A 24,335-nucleotide genomic window follows, 5' to 3' on the forward strand; every position below is an offset into this window, starting at 1 on the left:
TGTTACAGATTATGAGATTCAGCTGAGGAGCTAGAAACACCATGCTCTGTCAGCGGTCTACTTCGACTGGCATGTTTAGTTACCGAGGGCTTGCTTAATGAGTATCGATTGGCTCATCGACCAAAACCATAATGGATAGCAAGGGAGTCCTGCCGCACGCACGGGTGCTAGGCAGGACTCCCTTTTTGGCTGGCGAGACGATTACGGTTACCAAAAAGCCATAGAGTCAATTCGAAGGGGCTGTTCAATAAGTCATTAACGATGACTTATGAACGGCCCCTTCTTCTTGGAAGAGTATAGAAGTAAAGAACGCTCCAAATTAGTGATTTTGAAGCTTTTTAAAGAGCCCGGATTGCTTGAATTCATTGATTTTGAAGCTTCTTAAACTATTCAGGATACCGGAACTTTGCGATAGTGGCTCTATCGGCTCGAGGATGGCCCCCGTAACGAGTGCAGCATTCAGAATTCCTCGGACTACGGGCCCGCTCCGCACTACGTTCGTCGTGTTCAGGGGAGTCAACATGATGTTATGAAGGAGGCAGATCGGCTTGAACGTTGCTTTGAGTAACAACGAGGCTAACTTAAACAGAAATGTAAGGAAAAGAAAGACCTTGCGATCGGAAATAAAACAGAACTTTTATCTGTACGTGTTGGTGTTTCCAGGCATTTTGTATTTCCTCATTTTTAAGTACCTGCCGATGGTTGGAGTCATCGTCGCTTTCGAAAACTTCAATACGACGAAAGGGCTGTTCAAGAGCAAATTCGTCGGCTTTAAAAATTTTGAGTACTTCTTCACGTCAAAGGATTGGATGAATGTCACCTGGAACACCGTGTACTTAAATATCCTGTTCATTTTTTCCGGTTTATTCTTTTCGATCCTCATCGCCCTTGTGTTAACGGAGATCAGGTCCAGGTCTTTCAAGAAAATCACCCAGTCTATCGTCATTTTGCCTAACTTTATTTCCTGGACCCTGGTTGCGATGTTCGTATTTGCGCTGCTGTCCACGGATGTAGGGTTTATCAATACCGCATTGAAATCGCTCGGCTTCATCAAGGAAGGGCAGGAGATTAACTTCTATGCCAATCCCAAGCTATGGATCGGAATTCTCGTCGTTCTGAAAATATGGAAGGGGGCGGGATTCGGCTCCATTATCTATCTGGCGGCGATCGCGGGGATCGACCAGGAAATCTATGAAGCCGCTAGAATCGATGGCGCCAGCCGTTTGCAATGCATCACAAGGATCACCTTGCCGCAGCTCCGAACGACGGCCGTTCTGCTGACCATATTCGGCATCGGAGGCATTTTTCACGGGGATCTGGGAATGATTTACGCCATTGTCGGAGACAACCCCTATTTGTATGACACGACCGATGTTATTGACACTTATGTGTTCCGGATGCTGCGGCAGATGAACGATATCAGCATGTCAACGGCCATCGGCCTTTATCAATCGCTCGTCGGCTTCGGCATCGTATTAGTCACCAATCATATCGCGAAGAAAACGGATCCGGATTCATCTATCTTCTAGAGGGCGGAGAAATCAAATGAATAAAAGCGCGGATAACAAAGGCATCGATATTTTTTCGTATCTCTTCATGCTCGTCTTTTCTATTTTTTGTCTAATTCCCTTTGTTCTGATCGTATCAAGCTCGATATCGGACGAGAAGACATTGCGCATGACCGGCTTTACGCTTATTCCTAAACAGATATCCTGGTTTGCCTACAAAATCATTTTTCAGGACAATGCCATCTTCAACGCCTACCAGGTAACGATCCTGTTCACCGTTCTGGGTACCCTTCTTTGCATGCTGCTGACCAGCGCGATGGCGTACGCGATTTCCGTCAAGACGTTCACGCATCGGAACAAGATTGCCTTCTTCGTCTATTTCACCATGCTGTTTAACGGCGGCCTGGTCCCTACCTATCTCCTTACGGCAAAATATTTGCACCTTACCGATAACATCCTGGTTTATATTTTGCCCGTTTTAATTAATCCCTTCAATATGTTTCTATTGCGGAATTTCTTCAAGCAAATCCCTGACGCGCTTGCGGAGTCGGCCAAGATGGACGGCGCAAACGATATCTACATTTTGTTTAAAATCATCCTTCCATTAGCCAAACCCGCTCTTGCGGCCATCGGCTTGTTTTATGCGCTTGGATTCTGGAACGAATGGTTTACATGCACGCTGTATATCAACAACAAAGATTTATATTCCTTGCAATATTTGATTATAAAGGTTTTGAGAGAAGTCGATTTCATGAATCAAATGAACCAAATCCAGGGGCTCGCGGCCAATTATGTCGTTCCGACGAATACGGCCAAGATGGCTACGGCCGTTGTCACGGTAGGTCCGATTATCTTTGTCTATCCGTTTACCCAGAAGTACTTTGTCAAGGGCTTGGTCGTAGGCGCCGTTAAGGGCTAATACCGCTACGTCGGTTTAGTATAAATGATCATTTGGAGGGTTCAGAATGAACAGAAAGAAGAAGCTCGCTGCCTTGCCGATTGTCGCCGCCGTGTTGGCGGCTTCCTTGGCCGGATGTCAAGGGAACGACTCGAAGGAAAGCGCCGGGAAGACGCCGGCTGCTAGCCAATCTTCCAGCCCGGCGGAAAGTACGGCGGCGGCTCCGATGGATCCGGTCACGCTGAATGTCTATCTATTCGGCTCGGAAAACGCGCACTATCGCAATGTCGATCCCGTCATTCAGGAGTTCGAGAAACGGACGAAGGATACTCTTAACACGAAATTAAACGTGACCTGGACGCCGCCTGCCGACTATGGCACGAAGCAGCAGCTGTGGTTGACATCGGGAGAAGACTTCGACCTCTTTGTTCCGTGGGATATGGCTAAAAACGCTAAAGACGGTGCTTTGGCTGATTTGAGCAAATACTTTAACAACCCGGAATATCCCGGACTTCAGAAGGCGTTCTCGGAGGATTATATCAATGACAACAAGCTCTTCGGCAAAACGTATGTCATTCCGATTACCAACGCGCTTATGGATATGGAGGGCGTCTGGTATCGGAAGGATTTGTTGACCAAGTATGGGATGAACGATATCGCCAGTTATGACGATTTGTACAACTACCTCGAAAAGGTAAGCGAAAACGAAAAAGACTTGGTCCCCTTCGCGAACTACGGAAATACGGCTTTCTTTAAATTGTTTACCGATATCAACGCCCAGCAGCTCGACGGCAAGGTATTCCCGTTTACCGGCGGCGGCAACCCGAAAGCGAATTACATTGACGTGCAAATCTCGGAGGATGGAAAATCCGTTGCAGGCGTGGCGGCTTATGGAGATCCGGCATCGGAATGGGCGAACATTAACCCCAAATACGGTCTGGACTATCTGATGAACGAGTTTAATCAAGCGAAGCGGTTCAATAAGTTTATTCCGGCCGATACGCTGACGAACACGACCGGAACGGGAAAACAAAACGCTGCCGGATTCGTTACATTGAGTAATTTCAAGTCAAGCGAAGCCAAAATCAAGGCAGAAGTACCCAATGCAGAAATTGGCTTCTGGCCGATCTTCAAAAACAATCAAGAGTTGGCGCCCGGAACCCAATCGACGGACGGGAAAGCGTGGAACTTCCTGGCTATCCCCGCGACTTCCAAAAAAATCGACCGAACGATGAAATTCCTCGATTGGATCTTCTCCAGCCAAGAAAACAACGACTTGTTTACGTACGGAATCGAGGGGACGAACTGGCAGCCTGTAGGAGAGAAGGGGTGGAAAATTCCGGACGGAGTCGATCCGGCGAAAAATTACCTGTTCCCGGGCTACCAGCTGACCTGGAACCCGACCTTAAACCGAATCCCCGATGGATTGCCGGAGCAGCTCCAAAAGGATTACGAATATGAATTCAACCCGGCTTCGTACAAGAAAAACGTATTGGCAGGCTTCACGTTCGATCAAGAGCCCGTAAAAAATGAAATTGCCAAATGCAACACCGTTACCGCGAAATATCTGCCGATGCTGCTGTCCGGTTTTGGCGACGTTAATGATAACTTGTCGAAAATGAACAAGGATTTGAAGGATTCGGGCGTTGAAAAAATCAAGGCAGAATTGAAAAATCAAATCAACGCCTTCCTTGCTCAAAAGTAGGATCGGATGCGAATCGGGAACATCTATAGGTGAATCTATCTATAGATGTTCCTTTCCCGGGTTGATGGAAACGCTTTAATAATCCAGTTAAATGAGAGGATGAGTACGGATGAAACGAAAGGCAAGCAGAGCATTATCCCTCGTAACGGCAATCGTCATGATCGCGCAGATGCTTATATTCATGAAGCCGGCTGTTGCGAACGCGGATACACCCTCAGTCTTCACCGATTATCTGCCGCAGATTACGGAAGTCACCGATGAAGCCGGGTTTATCCATCCCGGCGTCGGACTGACCAAAGAGCTTCTTGAGAACGTCAGGTCGAAGGTAAGGGCCGGCGCACAACCCTGGACGTACTATTTCAATAATATGCTTCTCCCGGCTCCCGAAGCGTCCAAGACAGTTACGTCAAGCAACAGCAGCGACGGCAAGACGCCTAGCGCCGATTATTTTAACAGTCAAGGCATTGAAGGAAGGTTTATTGCAGACGGCATAAAGGCATATACACAGGCGTTGATGTATTATGTGACCGGCGACGAGGTTTACCGTGCCAATGCGCTGATGATAATCCGCATCTGGGAACAGATGGATCCTGCGAAATACGCGTACTATACAGATGCGCATATTCATGCCGGCGTACCGCTTAACCGAATGGTTATGGCGGCGGAAATTTTACGGTATACCAGCACGCAAACAGAAGCATTGGCTTGGACGGATCAAGATACGACGAAATTGACGGACAATCTTATTATTCCGGTAACGGAAACGTTGTTGCATGATCAAAACCATTTTATGAACCAGCATACGTATCCGATCCTGGGAGCCATGGCAGGGTATATCTTTACCGGCAATCGCGAGAGATACAACGAGGCCGTGGAATGGTTTACCGTGAACCGTACGGCGAAGGACCAAGGCTTCAACGGATCGGTTAAGGCTTTGTTCCGGTGGGTTACGGAGGAAGAGAAACCGGGAGAGAAGGTCGGAGAAGGAACGCCGGTAGAACCCCACGTCCAGCAAATGGAGATGGGCAGAGACCAAGCCCACGGCGGCGGCGACTTAACCAACGCGGCCATCATTACCCGGTTGATCCACGCCCAGGGGACCCGTATAGACCCGGTGGACGGTACCCCGTCAACTGCCGACAATGCCGTCGATATCATGGAGTTCCTGAATAATCGAATTTTGGGAGCAGCCAACTTTTTCTGGCAGTTCATGCTCGGTTATGACACGCCATGGACACCGCAGGCATACGCCATTACCGGCGGAGACCCCGATAACGTCGGTATGGGCGGAACGATCAGAGACACGTATAATTTTATTTCGCCGAGTTACAGGGGAAGATTCGACACCGCTAATTTCTGGGATTTTTATTCCTACTATACGTATGAAAAGCACGAAGACGTATCCCGGATTGCGCCGTATTATGAGGAAGCCTTCACCAAGAAACAACCCGCAGCTCCCGGTGCCTGGAGCAATAAGGATGCAGGCAATGACTACTGGCTTTATTTGCCGCCTGAGGCCGAGGCCGATGCGGCAAAATTCGTTCCGCAGGATCAAACGAGCGGCAGCATCCTGCAGCTCGAAGACCGATACACGGCGCTTGACAGCAATACAGAGCTTATGCAAGAGGGAGATATCCGCTTCATTCGTTTTCATGCAACGGAAGAAGGAAGCAAAATAGCGGCTCTCAGTTTTGCGCATGCTGCCGGTTCGGGCCCCTTCGGCTTCAAGATTCGAACCAATGGCATATCCACATTTGATGCGTTCGGATCGACCTTCACCCTTCCGGATACGAAGGGGGAGTGGAAATATGTGTCCCTTGCCGGGTCCTTTGGCGATATTGTCTATATGACGGTAAGAGGAGCGCCCGGCGTTACGGTCGATCTCGACTCCGTCGATGCGGCGGCAGGTACGGATCTGACGCCGCCGGTATTCAAAGACGGAAGCACGGATTTGAAGATCTATACCTATGTAGGCGCGTCCGTGAACGTAGATTTGTCCGCGACGGATGCAAGCAGCACGGATACGATTACGTATGAGCTGCAGAACAATGCCAAAGGGCTACCGCTCGATGCGAATACAGGCGTATTTTCCTGGCAGCCTGCAGAGGCCGGAAACGATTCCGTTGTTCTTGCGGCTACGGACGGCACGACCGTTTCGGTCAGAAATGTAAACATTATCGTAAGCAGCGACCGTGCTTCCGCCGTACAGGCGATCATTGCTTCCTATGATCAAAACCAGGTTTACGTGGCGGCAACACTTAACCATTTCCAAACGGTTTATAACGACACGTTAAGTCAGATTGACACGGCGTCCGAAGCGGAGTTCGATTCGCAATTGCAAGCGCTAAGGGCTGCAACCGATGGCCTGGAATTAGTGACGCCATTAACGGATTTCGGCATGCGCTGGTCCAAGGTAGTCGCCTGGTCCTCCTGGGGTTCGTTAGCCTCGAATATGGACGATGGTACGAATTTAACCGGCACCGGGTATGGCCTTGCGCTGGGGTCAGCGCCGCATTTGTACCATTTGCTGGATTTCGGTCCCGATTATAAGGTTTCCGTTACCAAGTTCGGATTCTTGAGCGATATCTTCGTCGATCGTCTCGCCAACTCTACGGTATATGGATCGAATGATAAGGTGAACTGGACGCGTCTGACGCCGGGGGTCACCCAGTATACGCAAGCTTATCAAACCCTTGACGTAGATCCTGCCTACCAAAATGAGAAATACCGTTATATCAAATTGGAAATGATCAAACCGCTGCCCGCCGTACTGTATGGCGAGGTGGTAAATCTCCTGGAATTGACGGATTTTGACGTCTATGGAACGCGTTACGAGATCGGCAACGAGCTTGCGTCCGTATCCATCGGATCCGATCAGGAGGTCAGCGGCAAAATTACGCTGGGCGACACGGTTAAAGTAAGCATTACGGCCAAATCGCCGATTCAACAAGTGAAGGTTGCCATTCAAGGCGTCGAAGCGACCGTAAGCACGACCGACCAGATTCATTGGACGGCCGAAGCGGTCATGAATCCCAATGTGCAGAAGGGCGATGTCCGATTCTCCGTCGATTATCGGAAGAGCGACGGGACCGCCGGAGACACGGCGTATGCTTCAACCGACGGGACTCATCTGTTCATCGCCGGCGACCCGACCCAGTTCATTCAAGTTCCGAAGCTGGCGACCGTGACGGCATCGGATAAGCAGTGGCCGGGCAACGGATTGTCCAAGGATCAAGTCGGCTACTTGTTGTTTGACGGCGATACGGCCACATACGGCGATTTGAACACCTCTGCGGGCTCCTCCTACACGATCGACTTCGGCGAGGATGCCACCGTGGCCTTAAACGAAATCGTGCTGATGCCGAGACCCGGCTTCCCTCAGAGAATGAACGGGCTGATCGTTCAAGGCTCCAACGATAATAGCTCTTGGACCGCGCTGACTCGGCCGGTTGCGGGATCGCAGGAAGCGACATGGTACGACATGGGAGCCGACCAACTGTTGGATCATCAGCATTACCGTTATATTCGGCTCTATAACGAATCCGCCTGGAGCGGGAACATGGCGGAAGTCGAGCTGTACGGAGATGTGGATTACGGCGCGGATTATTTGCAGGACAGGACAGTGACGTCCGATGGGTATACGAAAGGAAGCTATTATCTGTACCAACAGGAGGTCGATCGGATCGAGGCGGCCCTGAGCCAACCGGGAGCCGACAAAACAGGGCTGCTGAATGCCTTCTTGAAGGCGGATCAGGTGTTGGTGCCGATACTGGAGCTGTATCCGAAGATCCCGATCGACTCTTCGATGGCCCTGGCATCCTCGGTATCCTGGAATGACCAGTACGATGCGGCGACAAACGGGTGGTTCGCCTTCGATGGAGATCCAAGTACTTCGCCCGACACGAAGTCCGCAACCGGCTGGGCGCGCGTCGATCTGGGCGAAGGGAATGCGAAAGCCGTGGGAGTTGTCCGGGTCATGCCGAGAACGGTCAATTCCACCCGCACGAACGGCGCCATGATTCAGGGTTCAAATGACGATGTCCACTATGATACTCTCGCTGAGATTAGCGGAGTAGACACCGTTCGCTGGTATACGCTGAATATCGATAACGGCACGCCGTACCGGTATTTGCGTTATTATTCGCCTAAAGGCTACGCGAACGTAGCGGAAGTGGAATTTTACGAGAAATCGGCGGATCGTACGCTGCTTAAGCTTCTTGTCGAGCAAGCGGCGGCCATCGAATCCGATCCTTATACGACGGACAGCTACGCGGCTTTGGAAGCTGCGGTCGGCGATGCCCAAACGGTTGATGCGAATCCGTCCGCGACCCAGAGCGAGATCGACGAGGCGGCGGACCGCCTGAAGCAGGCAATAGACGGATTGGTCGCGATGAGCACGGAAGCTTCCCTTGATCCGGCGGAGCCGAACGGCCAGAATGGCTGGTACACGACTCCCGTGACCGTCACGTTATCGGGAGGAGGAGGCCTGCAATACAGTCTGGATGGCGGAAGCAGCTGGAACGTCTACGATCAACCTTTCGTTCTGAGCCAGGAAGGAACGAACGAGCTATTGTACCGCGCGGCTGACGAAGCGTCCCCGGACAACGCGCAGTCGCTGAGCGTGCAGATCGACGCGACCGCGCCGCAGATCGCCGTGACAGGCGATACCGCCTACACGATCGACCGTCAGGTTGAGATTGCCTGCCAGGCGACGGATGGCGGGTCCGGCGTGGCAAGCTCGTCCTGCGACGCGCCGCTGGCCGACGAGCCCGCCTATACGCTGGAGCCGGGACCGCATACGGTACAGGCGCAGGCGACGGACGCGGCAGGCAATAGCGGCTCGTCGGAGCTGACATACAGCGTGTTCGCTAGTTTCGACAGCTTGTCGGCATTGACGGGCAGCTTCCTGGAGGCGACCGGCGCTTCGGGCTGGGAAGGCGTAGCGACGGCCCTGCAGGCGAAGCTCTCCGAAGCGAAGGCGAAGGCCGATGCGCATCAGGGCGCGGAAGCGCGCGAGCTGCTGAATGCCTACGACAATCAAGTGAACGCGCAGAGCGGCAAAAAGCTGAGCGCGGAGCAGGCGGAGGCGCTGGTACGCTGGGCGCAGTGGCTGAGCGACGCGACTCCGCTGGCGGGAGACGCGCCGGGCAAGCCGGTCCTCTCCGACGACAACGGCAACGATACGGGATTAAAGGACGGCAGCTATGACGTGACGATGAACCTGTGGTGGGGGACGAACGGCTCGGAGTACCGCCTGTATGAGAACGGCGAGCTGATCGATACGCAGCCGTTGAACGAATCGACTCCGAACGCCCAGAGCGCGGCGACTTCGATCGCGGACCGGGCGCCGGGCGATTACGAGTACCGGGCGGTGCTGGTCAATGCGTCCGGCGAGACGTCCGGCGAGACGATAACGGTTACCGTAAAGCCGTAGCATCCATCCGAAGGGGCCGTTCGAACCGTCACGGAAGTTGACTGTCGAACGGCTTCTCCTTGCCATACAGCAGTCCGGCTAATGCCGCCGAACGAATAGGGAGGACAACATGATGAGCTTTTTAAAGGTTTGGAAGGCGCCCGAAGGCGCAGTTGGTCGGGACGACTTTGAGGTATGCGTCCGCAATCCGGGGGAGAACTGGGAGCCGCTCTTCGTCTATGAAGCGAAGGTGGACATGCACCATGTGAGACAAGCCTCTATGGCCTATTTTGACATGGAAGGAACGGTTGAGGTCCGGGTAGAGAGTCGAAAGGGCCCCGTTCATCAAATCGTCATCCGTCCGCTATCGAAGCAAATTCCGTTCGACGTAGATGGAGCGACCGTTACTTTTCGTTTGAACGAACCTTGCAAGCTGTCCATCGAAGTGAACGGGGACCGCTTCGGCAATCTGCATCTGTTCGCGAATGCCCGGGAGGAGAATCCGCCGGCACCGGACGCCCCGAACGTCTTGTATCTGAAGCCTGCCATCCACCGGATGGAGGATATTTATCAGTTGGTCAACAGCCCGCGGGAGCCCGGGGGAGCGGCGCCGGAGGTGATCTATTTCGGTCCGGGGATGCACTATCTGGAGGAGACGATCTTCCGCATTCCGTCCAGGAAGACCGTCTATCTGGCCGGAGGCGCCATCGTTGTCGGTTCCCTCATGTGCAGGATGTCGCCATCCGCGGCAGAGGGATCTTGTATTTGTCCGACTTTCACCGGTTTTCCGCTTTCCGGGGCGTCCGGATCATTTATTCGCGCCATATAACGGTGGAAGGGATCGTGCTGCTGGACCCGCCGCATTACAGTATTTACATCGGCAAGTCCGAGCATATCCGGATCCGCAACTTCAAATCGTTCAGTACGCGGGGGTGGTGCGACGGCATCGACATGATGGCCAGCACGCATATCGAGATCGAGGATGTATTCCTGCGGACGTCCGACGATTGTATTGCCGTATACGGAAGCCGATGGGATTATAAAGGGGATTCGCGCTGCGTCAAAGTCAAAGACTCCATTCTGTGGGCAGACGTCGCTCATGCGATGAATATCGGCGGGCATGGGGATTACCTTCGGGGTGGCGATTTGATCGAGGATATCCAGTTCAGCAATATTGATATTTTGGAGCATCACGAGCCCCAGCCCGGTTATTGGGGAGCCATGAATATTAATGTCGGCGATAATAACACGGTGCGGAACGTCATCTTTGATAACATTCGAGTTGAGGACTTTGAACTGGGCCAACTGGTGGACATCCGCGTGGTGTGGAACGCGAAATATAATCCTGTAGCCGGCAAACGCATTGAGAACGTTCATTTTCGAAATGTTACCTATAACGGGAAAAGTGAGAACAAAAACCGGATATACGGGTTTGACCGTGAACGGAATGTGGAAGGGGTCACCTTTACCAATCTACGGATCAATGGCGAGTTGATTTTGAGTCAGGAGCAGGGGAATTTTGAGATGAATGAGTTTGTATCCGACATTCTGTTTTTAAATGAATGAGAATGAAGGGAATAGGGGGGCAGTTGGCGATGCCGGGATGCCCGTGCGGATCATTCGATCCGTACGGGCATTATTTGGTTCGTCAACGTGATTTCAAACACTTTGTTGATATTCAAACAATGCAATTTCCCACCCGTGATGCCGTTTGCGTGTATAATTCGATTACACTCCATTTCAAATGCTAGGTGGCATAAGGATGAAACAGGTCATTGTCGTTTTTCGTAAAAAAAATATGTTATTTAAAATCATTATTTCCTATGCCTTGATTGGCCTGCTGTTTATTAGCGGTTTCTCCTATCTGGTTCTCAAAAAGGTATCCTCCGACATGACCCAGGAAATTGTCGAGGCCTCGACGAGGATGATGAATCAAACCTATAATACGGCGGACATTCTGCTTACCTTTACATACAATTACTATTCACAGCTTTATTTAAAAGATGAGTATATCTCCACGGCATTGAACGGCGCATCGTTCAGCAAGCAAGACATCTATGAGATCAATAGCCAACTGGAAGGCTTTAAAAATACAAGTCCGCTCGTGGCCTCCATTTATATTTACAATTACAAGTCGGGCATTGTTTTCAATTCAGTAAAGGCATTCAACACGGTCAATCATTTTTTTGATCCGGGCATGACGGATTATCTCAAGCATGGGGACGTATCGAGGAACCGATTGTTTATCCCGCGTACCGCCGTTTTGTCGTATACAACGGATTCGCAAAAAAAGACCGAGCAGAACTATATTTCGATCATCTACACAAGGTTCGGTTCAAGCGACAAACAAAACAGTATGGTGTTGAACCTGGATCAGAAGGTTCTTCAATCCCTTATCCTGAAAGGCAACGACGAAGGGCCGCACAAGATGATGATCATCAACGATCAGGGTCTTATCATTGCCAAGCCCGACGCGTGGTCTTCCGATAACGCTTCAACGAAGCAGATTCTATCAGAGATTGTTCGTTCTACCGATAAGCAGGGAGAGATCGATCAAGCGATTCAAGGCAAGTCGTATCGCATATCTTACGTGAAGTCGGATAATCTAGGCTGGAATTTCATTATCTTTACCGAAAGAAGCCAATTGTTGGGGAACGTGCGTACTTTGCAAAATTTCATTCTCGTGCTGACATTGATTTGCCTTGCGGGGGTTACGCTAACTTCGGCGCTCTTTACAAGAAGTATATACGTTCCCGTCTCTAACCTTCTCCATAGGATAAGGACAACGACGGAGACAAAAGATAAAGCCGTCCTGAACGAATATGATTTGATAAATAAATCCTTCTCCTTATTGGAAGTCAAAGTTCAGACGCTGCAAAAAGACTTCAATCAATCCGTACCCGTCCACAGAAAAAATTTGCTTCGATCTCTATTGAACGGGACTATCAGCCACCATCTGGAAGTCTCGAAAGCGATGGAGTATCTGCAAATCGGATCGACATCGGATCGATATCTGGTTTGCGTGCTCAAAATTGACGGATTTCATGAGATCACTCAGAAATACGATACGGTAGATTTGTCGTTATTCAAATTTGCCATTCAGAATATCAGCCAGGAGATTGTCGGCGATGCCTTTAAACTGGATGTGATTGAAAATGGTTACGATTCATTGGATTTGGTCTTCCATATCGATGCGGCCGATGATGAGCCTGCAAGCGCGATAAGGAGCCTATTGGCCGACATTCAGACAAACATTCGAAGATTTTTGAAAATGACAGTCACGGCGGGGATTGGACCCGTAGTATGCCAAGCGGAACAACTGCGCGATTCCAGGGATAGTGCTTACCAGGCCATGCTTTACCGTTTAATATTCGGGACGGACAGCGTTCTATCGTACGATGAACGGATTACGGCGGAGTTCAGAGAGTACGAATATCCGGATGCATTGGAAAAACAGATCATGACTAGCCTTAAATCCGGCGATATAGAGGCGCTTAAAGAGTACACGTCCGAGTTTTATGGCGCCATGATGGGATTTAAATACGATGAGATTATTCATTCGCTTGTCCAATTGCTATTCATGACCATTCGTACAGCCAAAGGCATGGCAAGCTTCGAACAGGCAGCCGTTAACCTGGAAATTCATACTAGGCAGAAAGAATTGCTGCATCACGATACGTTAGATCAAATGGAAGCCTGGTACCTGGATTTATGCCTTCAGATCGTCAAGCATCGCGATCAGGAGTCTAAATCGAAAAATAGCAAGACCGTTGCCGCAATTGTCGAGTATATGAACGAACACTACTTGGATAGCAACCTCTCCGTCGATCAAATGTCTCAATACGTCGGTCTCTCCACCAATTACATGCGGCGGCTATTTAAAGATGAAATGAATGTATCCGTTTCCGAATACCTCACGGCATTCCGAATGGAAAAAGCCAAGGAACTTTTGGTAAAGACAGACGAGCCTGCAAGAAAGATCGGCGCAAACGTCGGGTTTGAGAACACGAACTACTTTTATGTGTTATTCAAAAAGCATGTGGGCATGACGCCCGATCACTACCGTAGGGAGCATAAGCTGGACAACCTGGCGAAGGAGTAATCGCATGACGGGGATTCAGAAATACAAAGGGGGGAGTTCAATGAAATCCAATGGCTTCAAACCCGCTCGGTGGTCCTTTTGGATTATCAGTTTGACCTTGTTCCTGTCCGCTTGCTCAAGCTTCAGTCGCCATAAGAACGAGGAACGTCCGCAACCAAATGCCGGACTCATAGGAACGCCAACGAAAGCTGCAGACCCGACGGAACCGGTCGTTCTAAAGCTGATGCTTTTCGGCGATAGGCCCCATGATATGGACAAAATTATTCAGAGGTTTGAACAAGAAACGAAAAATACGCTAAACACCTCGCTTGAATTTGAATTTAGTCCGTACCTGGAATATGAAAAGAAAATGTTATTGCGAATGTCTACCGGGGAGTCCGTCGATCTGATGTTCGATGCTCCCTGGACCAAAAATTTATTCAACAATTTGAGCATGGGCTATTACCAGCAGTTGGACGAATACTTTAACAATGATCATTATCCAGGCTTGAAGAAGGCATTTCCAAAGGAAATCATGGATGCCAACCGAATTAACGGCCATATCTATACCATTCCCTTGTTCGATTCCTATTACGATCCTCCGGTCATCGCGATTCGGAAGGATATCCGGGAGTCGCTGGGAATGGCGCCGCTAAAGACAATGGAGGATCTGACAGCTTACTATGATCGAGTCCTTGAGCGGTACCCCGAGGATATTCCGGCGGCGATCGGAAGCAGAGGAATCTTCATGCTGGGATTACCGGAGGAGAAAGGGCATCACGACATTCGTCTCGCCCCGATTATGTCCGACTCGTTTACGGGCGGCATTCCTTTTAACGTGGCTCTGTCCAAGGATGGGAAAAAAGTGATCGGCGCGGCTACCATCGGCGATCCCGATTCGGAGTTTGCCGACTTTCCGGTCCCCTTCAACTCGCATGACGCCATATACGGACATTTTGAATCCAGGGTCCAATTTCGAAAATACAACAACCCCAATCCGCTGTCGAGCGAAGAAGAAAATGCCATGGATATAAAACGGGAAGCTTCGAAAGCAGACACTACCATATCCGGAATTGCTCGATTGAGGCAAGATTTGCAGCGTGTTGATCCTGAAGCGGATTATGAACCTTTCCTTCTGGGGAGCCAATCTCAGCGCGAGATGTTGCCGGCGTCCATCGGTACGACGTTCCGGGCCAATAACAGTCTCGTCATCCCGGTTACCTCCAAGAATACGAACCGAACGATGAAGTTTTTGGACTGGCTATTTAGCAGTCAGGATCATCATGATTTGTTCGAGCTTGGAATCGAGGGGGAGCATTGGGTTAAGGACGGAGCCGGCGGCTACAAGTTGACGGCCGAATCCTACAATTACCGATTTCCGGGTTACGAGCTAACGAATAATCCGATCTTGTCTCGCATCTTGGCGGACAACGACCCGATGACATTAGCTTACACGAAGTGGGCAAGGGACAAAAGCAGCTATTACCAGCTCCCGTTGTCAGGCTTTGTCTTTAATCCGGCACCTGTTGCAACGGAGATTGCAAAGGTAAAACCCGTGATGCTGCAAGCATCCGATTTGCTGATGACCGGCATGATCGATAATTGGAAGGAATATGCGCAAGAACAGAACTTGAAATGGCGTGCCTTGGGTTTAGATACGATCCGGCAAGAAGTTATAAAGCAGGTACAAGCTTATTTGAACGCCGGCGGGAAATAGGATGCGAAGGGGCTTGATTCAAAAGGATGGATAGGGACAAAGCTTTATCGAAGAAGGGATTTTGGGGCGATCAAAGGGATGGCACCTATATGAATCCATTTGAAGAATATCGGCCCCGAATATGATTACGATCGAATGAATCGGTATGGCAGAGGAGTCTGGGCGGGGGCTATCCGGTTCCATAAGGATCGATTCTGGGTGTATTTTTTCACGCCCGAGAAGGACTGTTTATGAGCACGGCTTCCGATCCGGCTGGACCTTGGGAGCCGCTGCATCATGTTTGGAATGTTGCCGGCTGGGATGACTGCTGTCCATTTTGGGACGACGATGGACAAGGTTATTTGGTTGCTACCCACTTTGCAGACAACTATCAGATCCATCTGTTTAAGTCAAGTGAGGATGGCAAGCAGCTTTCGCATGATAGTGCAAAAGTTATCCATCAATACAAGGGGAGCGAGGCTAATAAGCTCTATAATATAAATGGGTTTTATTATTTTTTTCACAGCGAGGTTCGTAATGAGGGAGGCATGGATGTTAGAGTCGTGATGATGTTGAGGTCAAAACATCTTTATGGGCCCTATGAGGAAAAGGAGCTTATCCATACGCACGGCATGGATGCAGACCGAGAACCGAATCAAGGAGGACTTGTCCAGACCGTTTCAGGAGAGTGGTATTTCGTTAGCCACCAAGGAACAGGCGGGCATTACGAGGGAAGAACGCTTCATTTGCTTCCGGTCACTTGGGTTGACGAATGGCCGATCATCGGCAACGATACGGACGGTGACGGAATCGGCGAGATGGTATGGGGAGGCAAAAAGCCGATAGACGGATACCCCGCAACGGTCCTTGCGACAAACGACGATTTTGAGGATGCGGCGCTTGGACCGCAGTGGGAGTGGAATCATCAGCCGAAAGCCGGCAAATGGTCGTTAACGGAACGGCCCGGCTATTTACGTCTCTACGCATGCCGACCTGTCGAAAAGGATAACTTTTTCAAAATATGCAATACGATTACACAAAGGCCATTCAGGACCGTTCACAATGCGGTAACGGTAAAAATAGATATTAGCGGTATGGCTGACGATCAAGAGGCGGGGCTATGTCACTTTGTGCAAACCTATTGCATGATGGGCGTTCACCAAAAAGAGGGGATTAGGGTCCTGAAGTATAACCATACCGGTACGATTGAATGGGGACCGCAAATAACGGTTCCTACCCTCTGGCTTAGGTCGATCTGGAACTTGAACGGAATCAACCGATTTGAGTATAGCATCGATGGAATGCACTTTACTGGTTTTGGAGAGGCCTATTCTTTGGGATGGGGGAACTACAGAGGAGATCGGATCGGGATATACTCCTTTAACCAAGAAAGTGAACAGGGTCATATAGATGTAGATCAATTTTCTTATGAGTTCTGATGCGCTGCCTAGGGCTTATGATTGTTAGTCAAACTGTCACTACGATGCTGGTGAATTGAATTATTTGGATGTCTATCTGAGTAATCTTACTGATGGTAGCCCGACTCCCTTCAATGGCCAAACTGATCATTGGGCGCGCTTTCGCGACCCACACCTATTATGCAAACACTCAGCGTATTAATAACTATTAACGGAAAGATCGACTTTGTAGCGATGCCGAAGGGCACAATCACTGCAAAAATTGAAGGGATTCGTGGCATGAACGAAGAAATAAACATCAGATCATTTGTTTTGCAAGAGGAGGAGCATACATTTTGAATAAGAAGAATGATAAGAAGGTTCATATCTACCATATTACATTAACAAACGGTGAACTGCTCAAAAATATTCGAATTGAGGGTTCGCTTGAATGGAACCTTTCAGGTATCGCAGCAAATCTTATTGCTGTGGAAGATGCCGATGGGAAAAAAGTTGTATTAAGCAAGTATCATATTGTCAAAGGAGAACTGGTAGGCATCGAAGATTAAGAGTTTATATTTAGTTTAAAAATAATCATAAATTCCTCAACTTCTTTAGCGAGGGCATCAATCTTACTTTCGAGGTGGGAGAGATGCTCTTGGTACTGAAATAGCAGGGTAATGAATCGAAAGGGTGTACGCATGCTGAACATTACGGAATACACCGCAGAGCTGGCGAAGGATCCATTTGGGATTCTGACCGGAAAGCGATATGAATTCTTCCTCGATCTGGACATAGAGGAAGACGACGAGCTCTACTCCGAGAATGGCGTTGCCATCCGGGCGATCTTCAAGGTGGATGGAAACCAAGCCGGCATCATCAGATACGATCTGATTGAACGGTCGACGGGCAATCCGCTGGATCTTGACCTTGAGCCGGAAGAGGAAGAGGCGTTGGCAACTTTCTGCAAGGAGCATCTGCCCGAGGAGGAGTAAGCAGAGGAAGATGCGGAGGCATCTGCCGCTGGAAGTCCCGGAGCGCATCTTCGGACCGATTCGATCCGGTAAGGTAAGCTTGCCTGCGATTGGCTCGCCCCGGGAGATCGAGCCTTGCCAGTCTCCGTGCAGACAAACGAAGGGCCGGGAGGACCTTCGACAAGATGCCTCCAGGCCCTTAGGGATGAGCCGTTATCTCCGATTCGTTAAAATTTCGATCGAATATCCCGCAGATATTTGAACAATACGGCGACCGCGCCAATGTAATAGCCGACCAGAACAATCCAGCCCGTATTATCGATTGTGGTGAGCACGGCGAGGACCAACAGAGGAACGATGTAATGGATAATGTCCCTCAAGTAGCCAAGTACCGGTTCGTACGACAACCTACCTCTCGTTAACGATTTGAACAATTCAGCCAAGAAATTGACCGCCATTGCACCAAGAACTACCCAAAAGGCGACTTCCATCCAAAGTGTTAGCGGGCTTAGGAACAAGCTGCACCCTCTCCTTGAAGAAGATTAACGGCTCGCTAACAACATATGTCGACGGACGCAAGGTTGTACCGGCAAGAGGACAGACGTCAGAGGCATACTCACTGACTGAATTAGGAGTGACGGTGCTTCGCTATTTGGGTCGTTTTGCTCCTAATGTCTGAAGACAAAAACATTGTCCCATTGAAAGCCGCGATTATCGCGGCTTTTTTAACTTGAGATCAAGTTCTTTTCATGGGCGATGTCAAGAACTTGAGCTCATTCCCGTGACATTGTTCGCTATGTAGATGGGAAGGAGACGGTATGCAAGAAGTCTTGTAGCGCCCGCCTGCAGCAGAAAGCGGGTGTCATCATGAGCGAAACGGGGTACGCAAGGGGGAAAATCAACGGTTTGGAAGGAATGGACAGAATCGTTGTTATGGAGCAAGGAAGGGTAATCGAAACGGGATCGTATTCAGAGGAAACAAGGATCATTAACATGCCAGTGACACGGAATGGTCATGTTAAATCAAATTTTACGGCCGAAACCTTGCAAACGTCTTAAACCCTGATATAATAAAAGATACCGATCGGTATCTTTTTTTTTGAAATAAGCCCATTCCAAAGGCAAACTTGTTTGGCTTCGGCTCAGTGCTTTCCTTTAAGTTCTATTGGACAAGCTTATGTGGAATGGATTTCGAACGAAACAGGAGGACTATTCAATGAGTGTAAAAGTAGGCATTAATGGTTTTGGGCGAATCGGAAGACTCGCTTTCCGTCGAATTCAAGAGGTGGAAAATATCGAGGTTGTAGCGATAAACGATTTAACTGACGCAAAAATGCTGGCGCATCTGCTCAAATATGATACTACACAAGGCACTTTCCATGGTGACATCGAAGTTCATGATGGAGCCTTTACTGTTAACTGTCAAGAAATTAAAGTGCTGGCTAACCGCAACCCTGAAGAAATTCCTTGGGGCGAGCTTGGCGTAGATATCGTACTCGAATGTACAGGTTTCTTCACCACCAAAGAAAAGGCCGAGCTTCACCTGAAAGGCGGAGCAAAGAAGGTCGTTATTTCCGCTCCGGCAACAGGCGACATGAAGACCATCGTGTATAACGTAAACCATGAAACACTGGACGGAACGGAAACCGTCGTTTCCGGTGCTTCTTGCACAACGAACTGTCTGGCTCCCATGGCTAAAGCTCTGAACGATAAATTTGGAATTCAGTCCGGGTTGATGACAACCGTTCACGCCTATACAGGCAACCAGAATACCCTTGATGCCCCAGATTCAAAAGGAAACTTCCGTGCAGCACGGGCTGCAGCAGAGAACATTGTTCCTTACTCCACCGGTGCTGCTAAAGCCATTGGCCTCGTTCTTCCTGAACTGAAGGGCAAACTTGATGGTGCATCTCAGCGTGTACCTGTACCGACAGGCTCCGTAACAGAACTCGTAGCCGTTTTGAACACTAAGGTAACGGTTGAGGAAGTTAACGCCGCTATGAGAAAAGCATCAGATCCGGAAACATACGGATACACGGAGGACGAGATCGTATCTTCCGATGTTAGAGGAATGACATGGGGGTCTCTTTTTGATGCCACTCAAACAAAAGTTCTAACGGTTGGCGACCAGCAACTGGTGAAAACTGTAGCCTGGTACGATAATGAAATGTCTTACACCGCGCAACTGGTTAGAACATTAGAATATTTCGCAAAAATCGCCAAGTAACATCGCTGCAATTCTTCTTGATTTAAGCTGCAAGCGTCAAAAGAGCAGGGGATTTCCGAATATCCTGCTAAGCTTATAGTTGTACACGTCATTGACTGTATGGGCAATAATGAGCCCATCAACAATACAGCACTTGCTGAACGCTGTTGGACTCTCTTAGCTAATAGATGTCGATGATCTACGATATCGTGAATCTGCAGCAGGCGAGAGGATGGGGGCTAGCTGCCCCCGCTTACTCGAGCTATACATCCTCTTAGCCGAATAGCCTCTCGGCATTCATCGAGTGTTGCTCCCTAAGCAATCGAATCACTCTTTAACGAACACTTGAACGACTTGATATTTTTGAAGCAATGCCACTTTCGCCTCCGTCAACACCGTTCCCGATCTCATCAGAAGCACTCCCTTTTTGTCCATAATGTCCTGTGCTACTTGTTTTCCGATTAGCGCTTTCCCTAAAAACTTTTTTTCCATTGCAAATGACCTCCACATCGCTCTATAACCTCTCGGCATTCGCCGAGGCTTGTGGGACAAGGATTTCCTCATACCACCAAACTCGCCTTCCTCCTACCTGCGTAGGAGAGAGGGGCGACCATTGCTCGAATGGGTACCACCTGTACATGATCTCTGCGTCAGATCGTAAACACGATTTACCTTCTAATTCCGATAGACTATTTGAGCGTGATGGAGGAGATGCTTCCGTTTAACGCAAAGTCTTTGGAGTAGGAAACCGTTGCCTTTGCTGTCGTCGTGCCATTCGGACTTTTAATCGTTATCGTTGGTGCAGAAGAATATCCGGAGCCGGGGTTCGTGATGGCGATTCCCGTTACGACGCCGTTTTTCACGATCGCGGTGGCGACTGCCGGGACGATCTTCCATGTTTGCGATTGCTGTCCATTGTACCGATAGTAGTTGGATACTTCGTCCAATCGGTCGTTGGTAATGCCGTAAGGAGCCAGCACTTTCAACAGCGCTGCTTTGTTGCTCTGCGCTTCTAGGGCGGTCGGACCGCCGCTGCTCAGCTCGGCTGGCGTTACGCCGCTGAATGCTTCGCGGAACACTTCAGTCGGAACTCCGAGGGCGGCGGCAATGAGAACGACTGGTCGGCCATGATCTTGCGGGTCGGTCTCGTAACCTCCTGAGACGGTAACGGAAACGGTGCCATCCTCTGATGTAGTGACCGTGGTCAAGCTGCTGGACGAAGGGGCATTAGCCGGTGAGGTAGCTTGGCCTCCATTTGCGGGTCCGGATTGTTTAGGTGGGCGCGGTTGCCCTTGTCCTTGATTGCTCTGCCCGTCGTTTTTGCTCGGCGGCTGTATTGCTTTGCCCTTGTCCCCTGCAACGCAATCGTTATGTCCAGATGGAGCTGCCATCGTGTGATTGGAACGATCAAGCACAGTCCCCCCGCCGAGGATTACCGCTACCGCCAATAGAGTTGCCATCCATTTTGCCGTCTTCTTCATGTTCATTCTCTTCCTTTCCATAGTGGAGTTGTTCTGCTTGCTCCCGATGCTACCTGGATTTGGTGAAAATATAGTGAAAGCGTGAGCCCTATCGAATATACTTTTTTAGAAGAGTGATTTGGAAATGGGGGAACCGCCTTGAAAATATTGCTGGCGGAAGACGATGTCCGGTTAGGCGAGTTGACCGCGCACATGATCAAGAAGAAAGCCGGCTGCACGGTTGACTGGGTGACGACGGGCCACGACGCTTACGACTATGCGATCGCTTCCAGCTACGATGTGGTCGTCCTCGATTGGATGATGCCGGATGGGAATGGCCGCGACATCTGCGCAAAGCTGCGCAAGAACGGGTATGCCGGGGCGATTCTGATGCTGACAGCAAAAGATACGTTGCAGGATCGCGTTGAAGGTCTCGATGCGGGGGCTGACGATTACTTAGTGAAGCCGTTCGAGATTGAGGAGCTGCTCGCCCGTTTGCGGGCATTGACGCGCAGAACGTTCGTTCCGCTTCAAGAGGAGGTTATCCGGATCGGCGATCTGGAGCTGCACAGAAACAACCAGATCGTCAAGAGCGGCGGCAAAGAAATGAAATTGTCGCCCCGCGAGTTTCAAATATTGGACTTGCTCGTACAGAATAAGGGGCTTACGTTGGCGCGGGAAGTTATATTGGACAAAGTATGGGGGCTCGACGTCGATGTGAATTTGAAGACGATCGATGCGACCGTCAAATTAATTCGCAAGAAGCTCGTGTCATCTTCTTCGCAGGAGCTCATTATGAGCGTGAGAGGCGTTGGGTATCGAGTTGAAGCTTAAATGGAGAATCAAGAGGCGGACAGCGGACGGCGATCTGTTCGCCATGACGCGTAATAAGCTGACGCTTCAATACAGCGGCATGCTTATTTTATTTCTGAGCCTGTTCATTATCGCTGTGTATATCCTGCTGTACGGGGTTATTTGGAGTGAGCAGCGATCTACTCTAGGCACAATCGCCGATAGAGAATTTCAAGTGCTGAAGCAATGGAGCGAGCATGGCGGCGATTCGAGCCGTCCGCCCTCTCGCGATGTAGAGGATGCTTTCTCGATCAGCAACGATCAGTCGTTCTATTATTTGATCGGCGATGACGATCATGTCCAGCTGGGTGACGAAATTCAGTCTCAATTGCGTGAGCAAGTGATGCATGCGATCTCGCAAGGACTATTCGAGCGGGACGATTACACCCAAATATCGATGCAGACATTCAGCGGTGTGTCGGCCCACGATGCGCAATTTTTGGTTACCGCCCGTGAATTGGTGTTCAATGGGGACCGGAGCAGCATGTTATATATCGGGAAAGAAGTTACGTTCCAACACAATTTGTTCCGCTGGCTGCTCATTCTGCTGGTCGGAATGGCGCTTCTCTTCTTTTTATTGGCTTTATGGTTCAGTTTTTGGATGTCTCGCAAAGCGATGGTCCCGATCGCTCGTTCCTACACGAGACAGAAAGAATTTGCAGCGGATGCTTCACATGAGCTAAGAACGCCGCTTAGTGTGCTTCTAACCTCGATTGAAGCGCTCCAACTAGAGCTGGAAGAAAGCGCCGCAGACATCCCTCTCGCCCATAACATCCTATCAGGAATGAAACAGGAAGTCGGATCGATTACGAATCTAGCCGGAGATTTACTGCAGCTTGCCCGTTCCGATTCCGGAGAGCTTGATCTTAACCGATCGCCGTTTCATGCCGGCTTGGCGGCAGAGAAGGTCGTCGATCGCCTCCGGCCGTTGGGAGACAATAAGCACATCGCCATCGAGCTGGACGCTCCGACTGACCTCATTGTGGAGTGGGACGAAGAGAAATTCGCGCAGTTGCTCATTCTGCTTGTCGATAACGCCGTGAAATATTCACCGGAAAACGGGGCCGTACAAGTCAAGCTCGCCGATATGACAGTAAAAGGGGAACGGATGATGACCGTTGAGGTCAGGGACAGCGGGATCGGCATCGCACCCGAAGCGCTTCCACGCATCTTCGATCGCTTCTACCGACAGGATCAGTCGAGGACGCGGCAAACCGGTGGACACGGCCTGGGACTCGCGATCGCTCAAAATATTGTGAACGCCGGCCGTGGCACGATTCATGCGGAAAGCGTCGTCGGCAAGGGCACTACGTTTACAGTGCGCCTCCCGCTGTAGGGGGAGCTGTTGTCAGGTTAAGGCAGCTATAGCACCGCCCGGTTATTTAGTGCGTCTCGGGCCAGACACGCCGACTTCAGGAATTCGTCCTTGTGACGTTTCAGGAGCTTATGAAATCTGCCAAGTCGACCGGGAATGCTGCAACCTAGCCGATAACAGGAGCTAAACTTGCCGCTATCACGACCATGACGTTTCTTACGCTTGACTCCATATCGCAACGCTCGGGTTGACGAGACCATTGCAGGGCTGACCCGAAAATACTCCAACTTACGCAGACAGCCGTAGCATTCCGAACTTCGCTTGCGACTTCCGAGCCTGACACTTCGCTTAACCACTGTATGAGAAGATGAAACAGTTCCTTCTGCATCGCCGCTTCAAATAGGGGTTCGAATCGACCGTCGGCAGGCGCAAAGTTTCTGCGGAATCGATCGAGAAATTGATACACTGCCAGAATGACGGCGTGCAAACCATTCATATCCAAAATCGAAGCGTCCTTTAGTTTGGACTCGAGCATCTGCTTAAACTTGATTCTCATCCATTGTTCAAGGAATGCGTATTTGTCATCGAAGTGGTCATAGAAAGTGGCGCGATTGACAGACGCCCGCTTCGTGATATCCTGCACGGAGATGGAGTAAACATTGTTCGTTTCTTCGAGAAGTTCTTGAAAAGAACGGATTAACAAATCGCGTGTACGCTTTACTCGCGGATCGTTTGCGTTCACTGGCATCCTTCCTTCTCCTCTCCACATTCGAATCATTCGCCTAATCGACTGAAAGCCTACAATTGGACAAGAATGTTGTCTATCCTAC

The 24,335-nt window shown here is 50.0% G+C and carries 18 protein-coding genes; 14 read left to right on the forward strand and 4 right to left on the reverse strand.

Going from position 1 to position 24,335, the window contains the following annotated elements:
* Nucleotides 1–548: 548 nt before the first annotated feature.
* The 11 genes from H7C18_RS27540 (at nt 549) to H7C18_RS27585 (ending at nt 17,693) form a co-directional block, all read left to right on the forward strand.
* Nucleotides 549–1,529, forward strand: a complete 981-nt coding sequence (locus H7C18_RS27540) for an ABC transporter permease (protein WP_185132351.1) — start codon at nt 549–551, stop codon at nt 1,527–1,529.
* Between the two features lie 148 nt (nt 1,530–1,677).
* Nucleotides 1,678–2,427 carry a carbohydrate ABC transporter permease gene (locus H7C18_RS27545; RefSeq protein WP_238358006.1) on the forward strand — a complete coding sequence of 250 codons (750 nt, stop codon included), beginning with the start codon at nt 1,678–1,680 and terminating at the stop codon, nt 2,425–2,427.
* A gap of 46 nt (nt 2,428–2,473) precedes the next feature.
* Nucleotides 2,474–4,111, forward strand: coding sequence for an ABC transporter substrate-binding protein (locus H7C18_RS27550; RefSeq protein WP_185132353.1), 1,638 nt, complete (start codon nt 2,474–2,476; stop codon nt 4,109–4,111).
* A 109-nt stretch (nt 4,112–4,220) separates the two neighbouring features.
* On the forward strand, nt 4,221–9,545 hold the full coding sequence (locus tag H7C18_RS27555; RefSeq protein WP_238358007.1) for a galactose-binding domain-containing protein: 5,325 nt from the start codon (nt 4,221–4,223) through the stop codon (nt 9,543–9,545).
* 112 nt (nt 9,546–9,657) lie between these two features.
* Nucleotides 9,658–10,353, forward strand: a complete 696-nt coding sequence (locus tag H7C18_RS35365) for a hypothetical protein (RefSeq protein ID WP_238358008.1) — start codon at nt 9,658–9,660, stop codon at nt 10,351–10,353.
* Between the two features lie 14 nt (nt 10,354–10,367).
* Complete coding sequence (locus H7C18_RS35370; RefSeq protein ID WP_337913913.1) at nt 10,368–11,090, forward strand: glycosyl hydrolase family 28 protein; 723 nt, start codon at nt 10,368–10,370, stop codon at nt 11,088–11,090.
* Nucleotides 11,091–11,286: 196 nt separating this feature from the next.
* Nucleotides 11,287–13,626: an AraC family transcriptional regulator gene (locus H7C18_RS27565; RefSeq protein ID WP_185132354.1), complete on the forward strand. Its 2,340-nt coding sequence runs from the start codon at nt 11,287–11,289 to the stop codon at nt 13,624–13,626.
* Nucleotides 13,627–13,630: 4 nt separating this feature from the next.
* Nucleotides 13,631–15,322, forward strand: coding sequence for an extracellular solute-binding protein (locus tag H7C18_RS27570; protein WP_185132355.1), 1,692 nt, complete (start codon nt 13,631–13,633; stop codon nt 15,320–15,322).
* A gap of 224 nt (nt 15,323–15,546) precedes the next feature.
* Nucleotides 15,547–16,740: a glycoside hydrolase family 43 protein gene (locus H7C18_RS27575; protein ID WP_273388200.1), complete on the forward strand. Its 1,194-nt coding sequence runs from the start codon at nt 15,547–15,549 to the stop codon at nt 16,738–16,740.
* 314 nt (nt 16,741–17,054) lie between these two features.
* The gene (locus tag H7C18_RS27580) at nt 17,055–17,267 is read left to right on the forward strand and encodes a hypothetical protein (protein WP_185132357.1); all 213 of its coding nucleotides are present in this window, start codon (nt 17,055–17,057) and stop codon (nt 17,265–17,267) included.
* Nucleotides 17,268–17,399: 132 nt separating this feature from the next.
* A complete protein-coding gene (locus H7C18_RS27585; protein WP_185132358.1) occupies nt 17,400–17,693 on the forward strand; it encodes a DUF6509 family protein in 294 nt (97 codons plus the stop codon).
* A 206-nt stretch (nt 17,694–17,899) separates the two neighbouring features.
* Here H7C18_RS27585 and H7C18_RS27590 read toward each other — a convergent pair whose 3' ends face one another.
* On the reverse strand, nt 17,900–18,079 hold the full coding sequence (locus tag H7C18_RS27590) for a hypothetical protein (RefSeq protein ID WP_238358009.1): 180 nt from the start codon (nt 18,077–18,079) through the stop codon (nt 17,900–17,902).
* Between the two features lie 809 nt (nt 18,080–18,888).
* On the opposite strand from H7C18_RS27590, the gene gap reads away from it, so the two are divergent.
* Nucleotides 18,889–19,899 (forward strand): type I glyceraldehyde-3-phosphate dehydrogenase, encoded by a 1,011-nt coding sequence (gene gap / locus H7C18_RS27595; RefSeq protein ID WP_185132359.1) that lies wholly within the window; start codon nt 18,889–18,891, stop codon nt 19,897–19,899.
* 306 nt (nt 19,900–20,205) lie between these two features.
* Here gap and H7C18_RS27600 read toward each other — a convergent pair whose 3' ends face one another.
* Together H7C18_RS27600 and H7C18_RS27605 are read right to left on the reverse strand one after the other, a co-directional pair.
* On the reverse strand, nt 20,206–20,370 hold the full coding sequence (locus H7C18_RS27600; protein ID WP_185132360.1) for a hypothetical protein: 165 nt from the start codon (nt 20,368–20,370) through the stop codon (nt 20,206–20,208).
* A 197-nt stretch (nt 20,371–20,567) separates the two neighbouring features.
* Nucleotides 20,568–21,359, reverse strand: a complete 792-nt coding sequence (locus tag H7C18_RS27605; protein ID WP_185132361.1) for a hypothetical protein — start codon at nt 21,357–21,359, stop codon at nt 20,568–20,570.
* Between the two features lie 138 nt (nt 21,360–21,497).
* On the opposite strand from H7C18_RS27605, the gene H7C18_RS27610 reads away from it, so the two are divergent.
* Both H7C18_RS27610 and H7C18_RS27615 read left to right on the forward strand, forming a co-directional pair.
* Nucleotides 21,498–22,172, forward strand: coding sequence for a response regulator transcription factor (locus H7C18_RS27610; protein WP_185132362.1), 675 nt, complete (start codon nt 21,498–21,500; stop codon nt 22,170–22,172).
* Entirely contained in the window at nt 22,150–23,526 is a 1,377-nt protein-coding gene (locus H7C18_RS27615) for a sensor histidine kinase (RefSeq protein ID WP_185132363.1), read from the forward strand. Before H7C18_RS27610 ends, H7C18_RS27615 begins: the two co-directional genes overlap by 23 nt.
* Before the next feature lie 145 nt (nt 23,527–23,671).
* Here H7C18_RS27615 and H7C18_RS27620 read toward each other — a convergent pair whose 3' ends face one another.
* On the reverse strand, nt 23,672–24,253 hold the full coding sequence (locus H7C18_RS27620) for a TetR/AcrR family transcriptional regulator (protein ID WP_185132364.1): 582 nt from the start codon (nt 24,251–24,253) through the stop codon (nt 23,672–23,674).
* Between the last annotated feature and the right edge of the window lie 82 nt (nt 24,254–24,335).

It is taken from the genome of Cohnella zeiphila (genome assembly GCF_014212055.1).
Classification (GTDB): Bacteria; Bacillota; Bacilli; order Paenibacillales; family Paenibacillaceae; genus Cohnella; species Cohnella zeiphila.

Bases quoted from the DNA above. Each gene is read 5' to 3' on its own strand.
- H7C18_RS27570 (WP_185132355.1), top strand. From the start codon at position 13,631: ATGACGGGGATTCAGAAATACAAAGGGGGGAGTTCAATGAAATCCAAT.
- H7C18_RS27555 (WP_238358007.1), top strand. From the start codon at position 4,221: ATGAAACGAAAGGCAAGCAGAGCATTATCCCTCGTAACGGCAATCGTC.
- H7C18_RS35365 (WP_238358008.1), top strand. From the start codon at position 9,658: ATGAGCTTTTTAAAGGTTTGGAAGGCGCCCGAAGGCGCAGTTGGTCGG.
- gap (WP_185132359.1), top strand. From the start codon at position 18,889: ATGAGTGTAAAAGTAGGCATTAATGGTTTTGGGCGAATCGGAAGACTC.
- H7C18_RS27565 (WP_185132354.1), top strand. From the start codon at position 11,287: ATGAAACAGGTCATTGTCGTTTTTCGTAAAAAAAATATGTTATTTAAA.
- H7C18_RS27620 (WP_185132364.1), bottom strand. From the start codon at position 24,253: ATGCCAGTGAACGCAAACGATCCGCGAGTAAAGCGTACACGCGATTTG.
- H7C18_RS27585 (WP_185132358.1), top strand. From the start codon at position 17,400: ATGCTGAACATTACGGAATACACCGCAGAGCTGGCGAAGGATCCATTT.
- H7C18_RS27600 (WP_185132360.1), bottom strand. From the start codon at position 20,370: ATGGAAAAAAAGTTTTTAGGGAAAGCGCTAATCGGAAAACAAGTAGCA.
- H7C18_RS27550 (WP_185132353.1), top strand. From the start codon at position 2,474: ATGAACAGAAAGAAGAAGCTCGCTGCCTTGCCGATTGTCGCCGCCGTG.
- H7C18_RS27545 (WP_238358006.1), top strand. From the start codon at position 1,678: ATGACCGGCTTTACGCTTATTCCTAAACAGATATCCTGGTTTGCCTAC.
- H7C18_RS27605 (WP_185132361.1), bottom strand. From the start codon at position 21,359: ATGAAGAAGACGGCAAAATGGATGGCAACTCTATTGGCGGTAGCGGTA.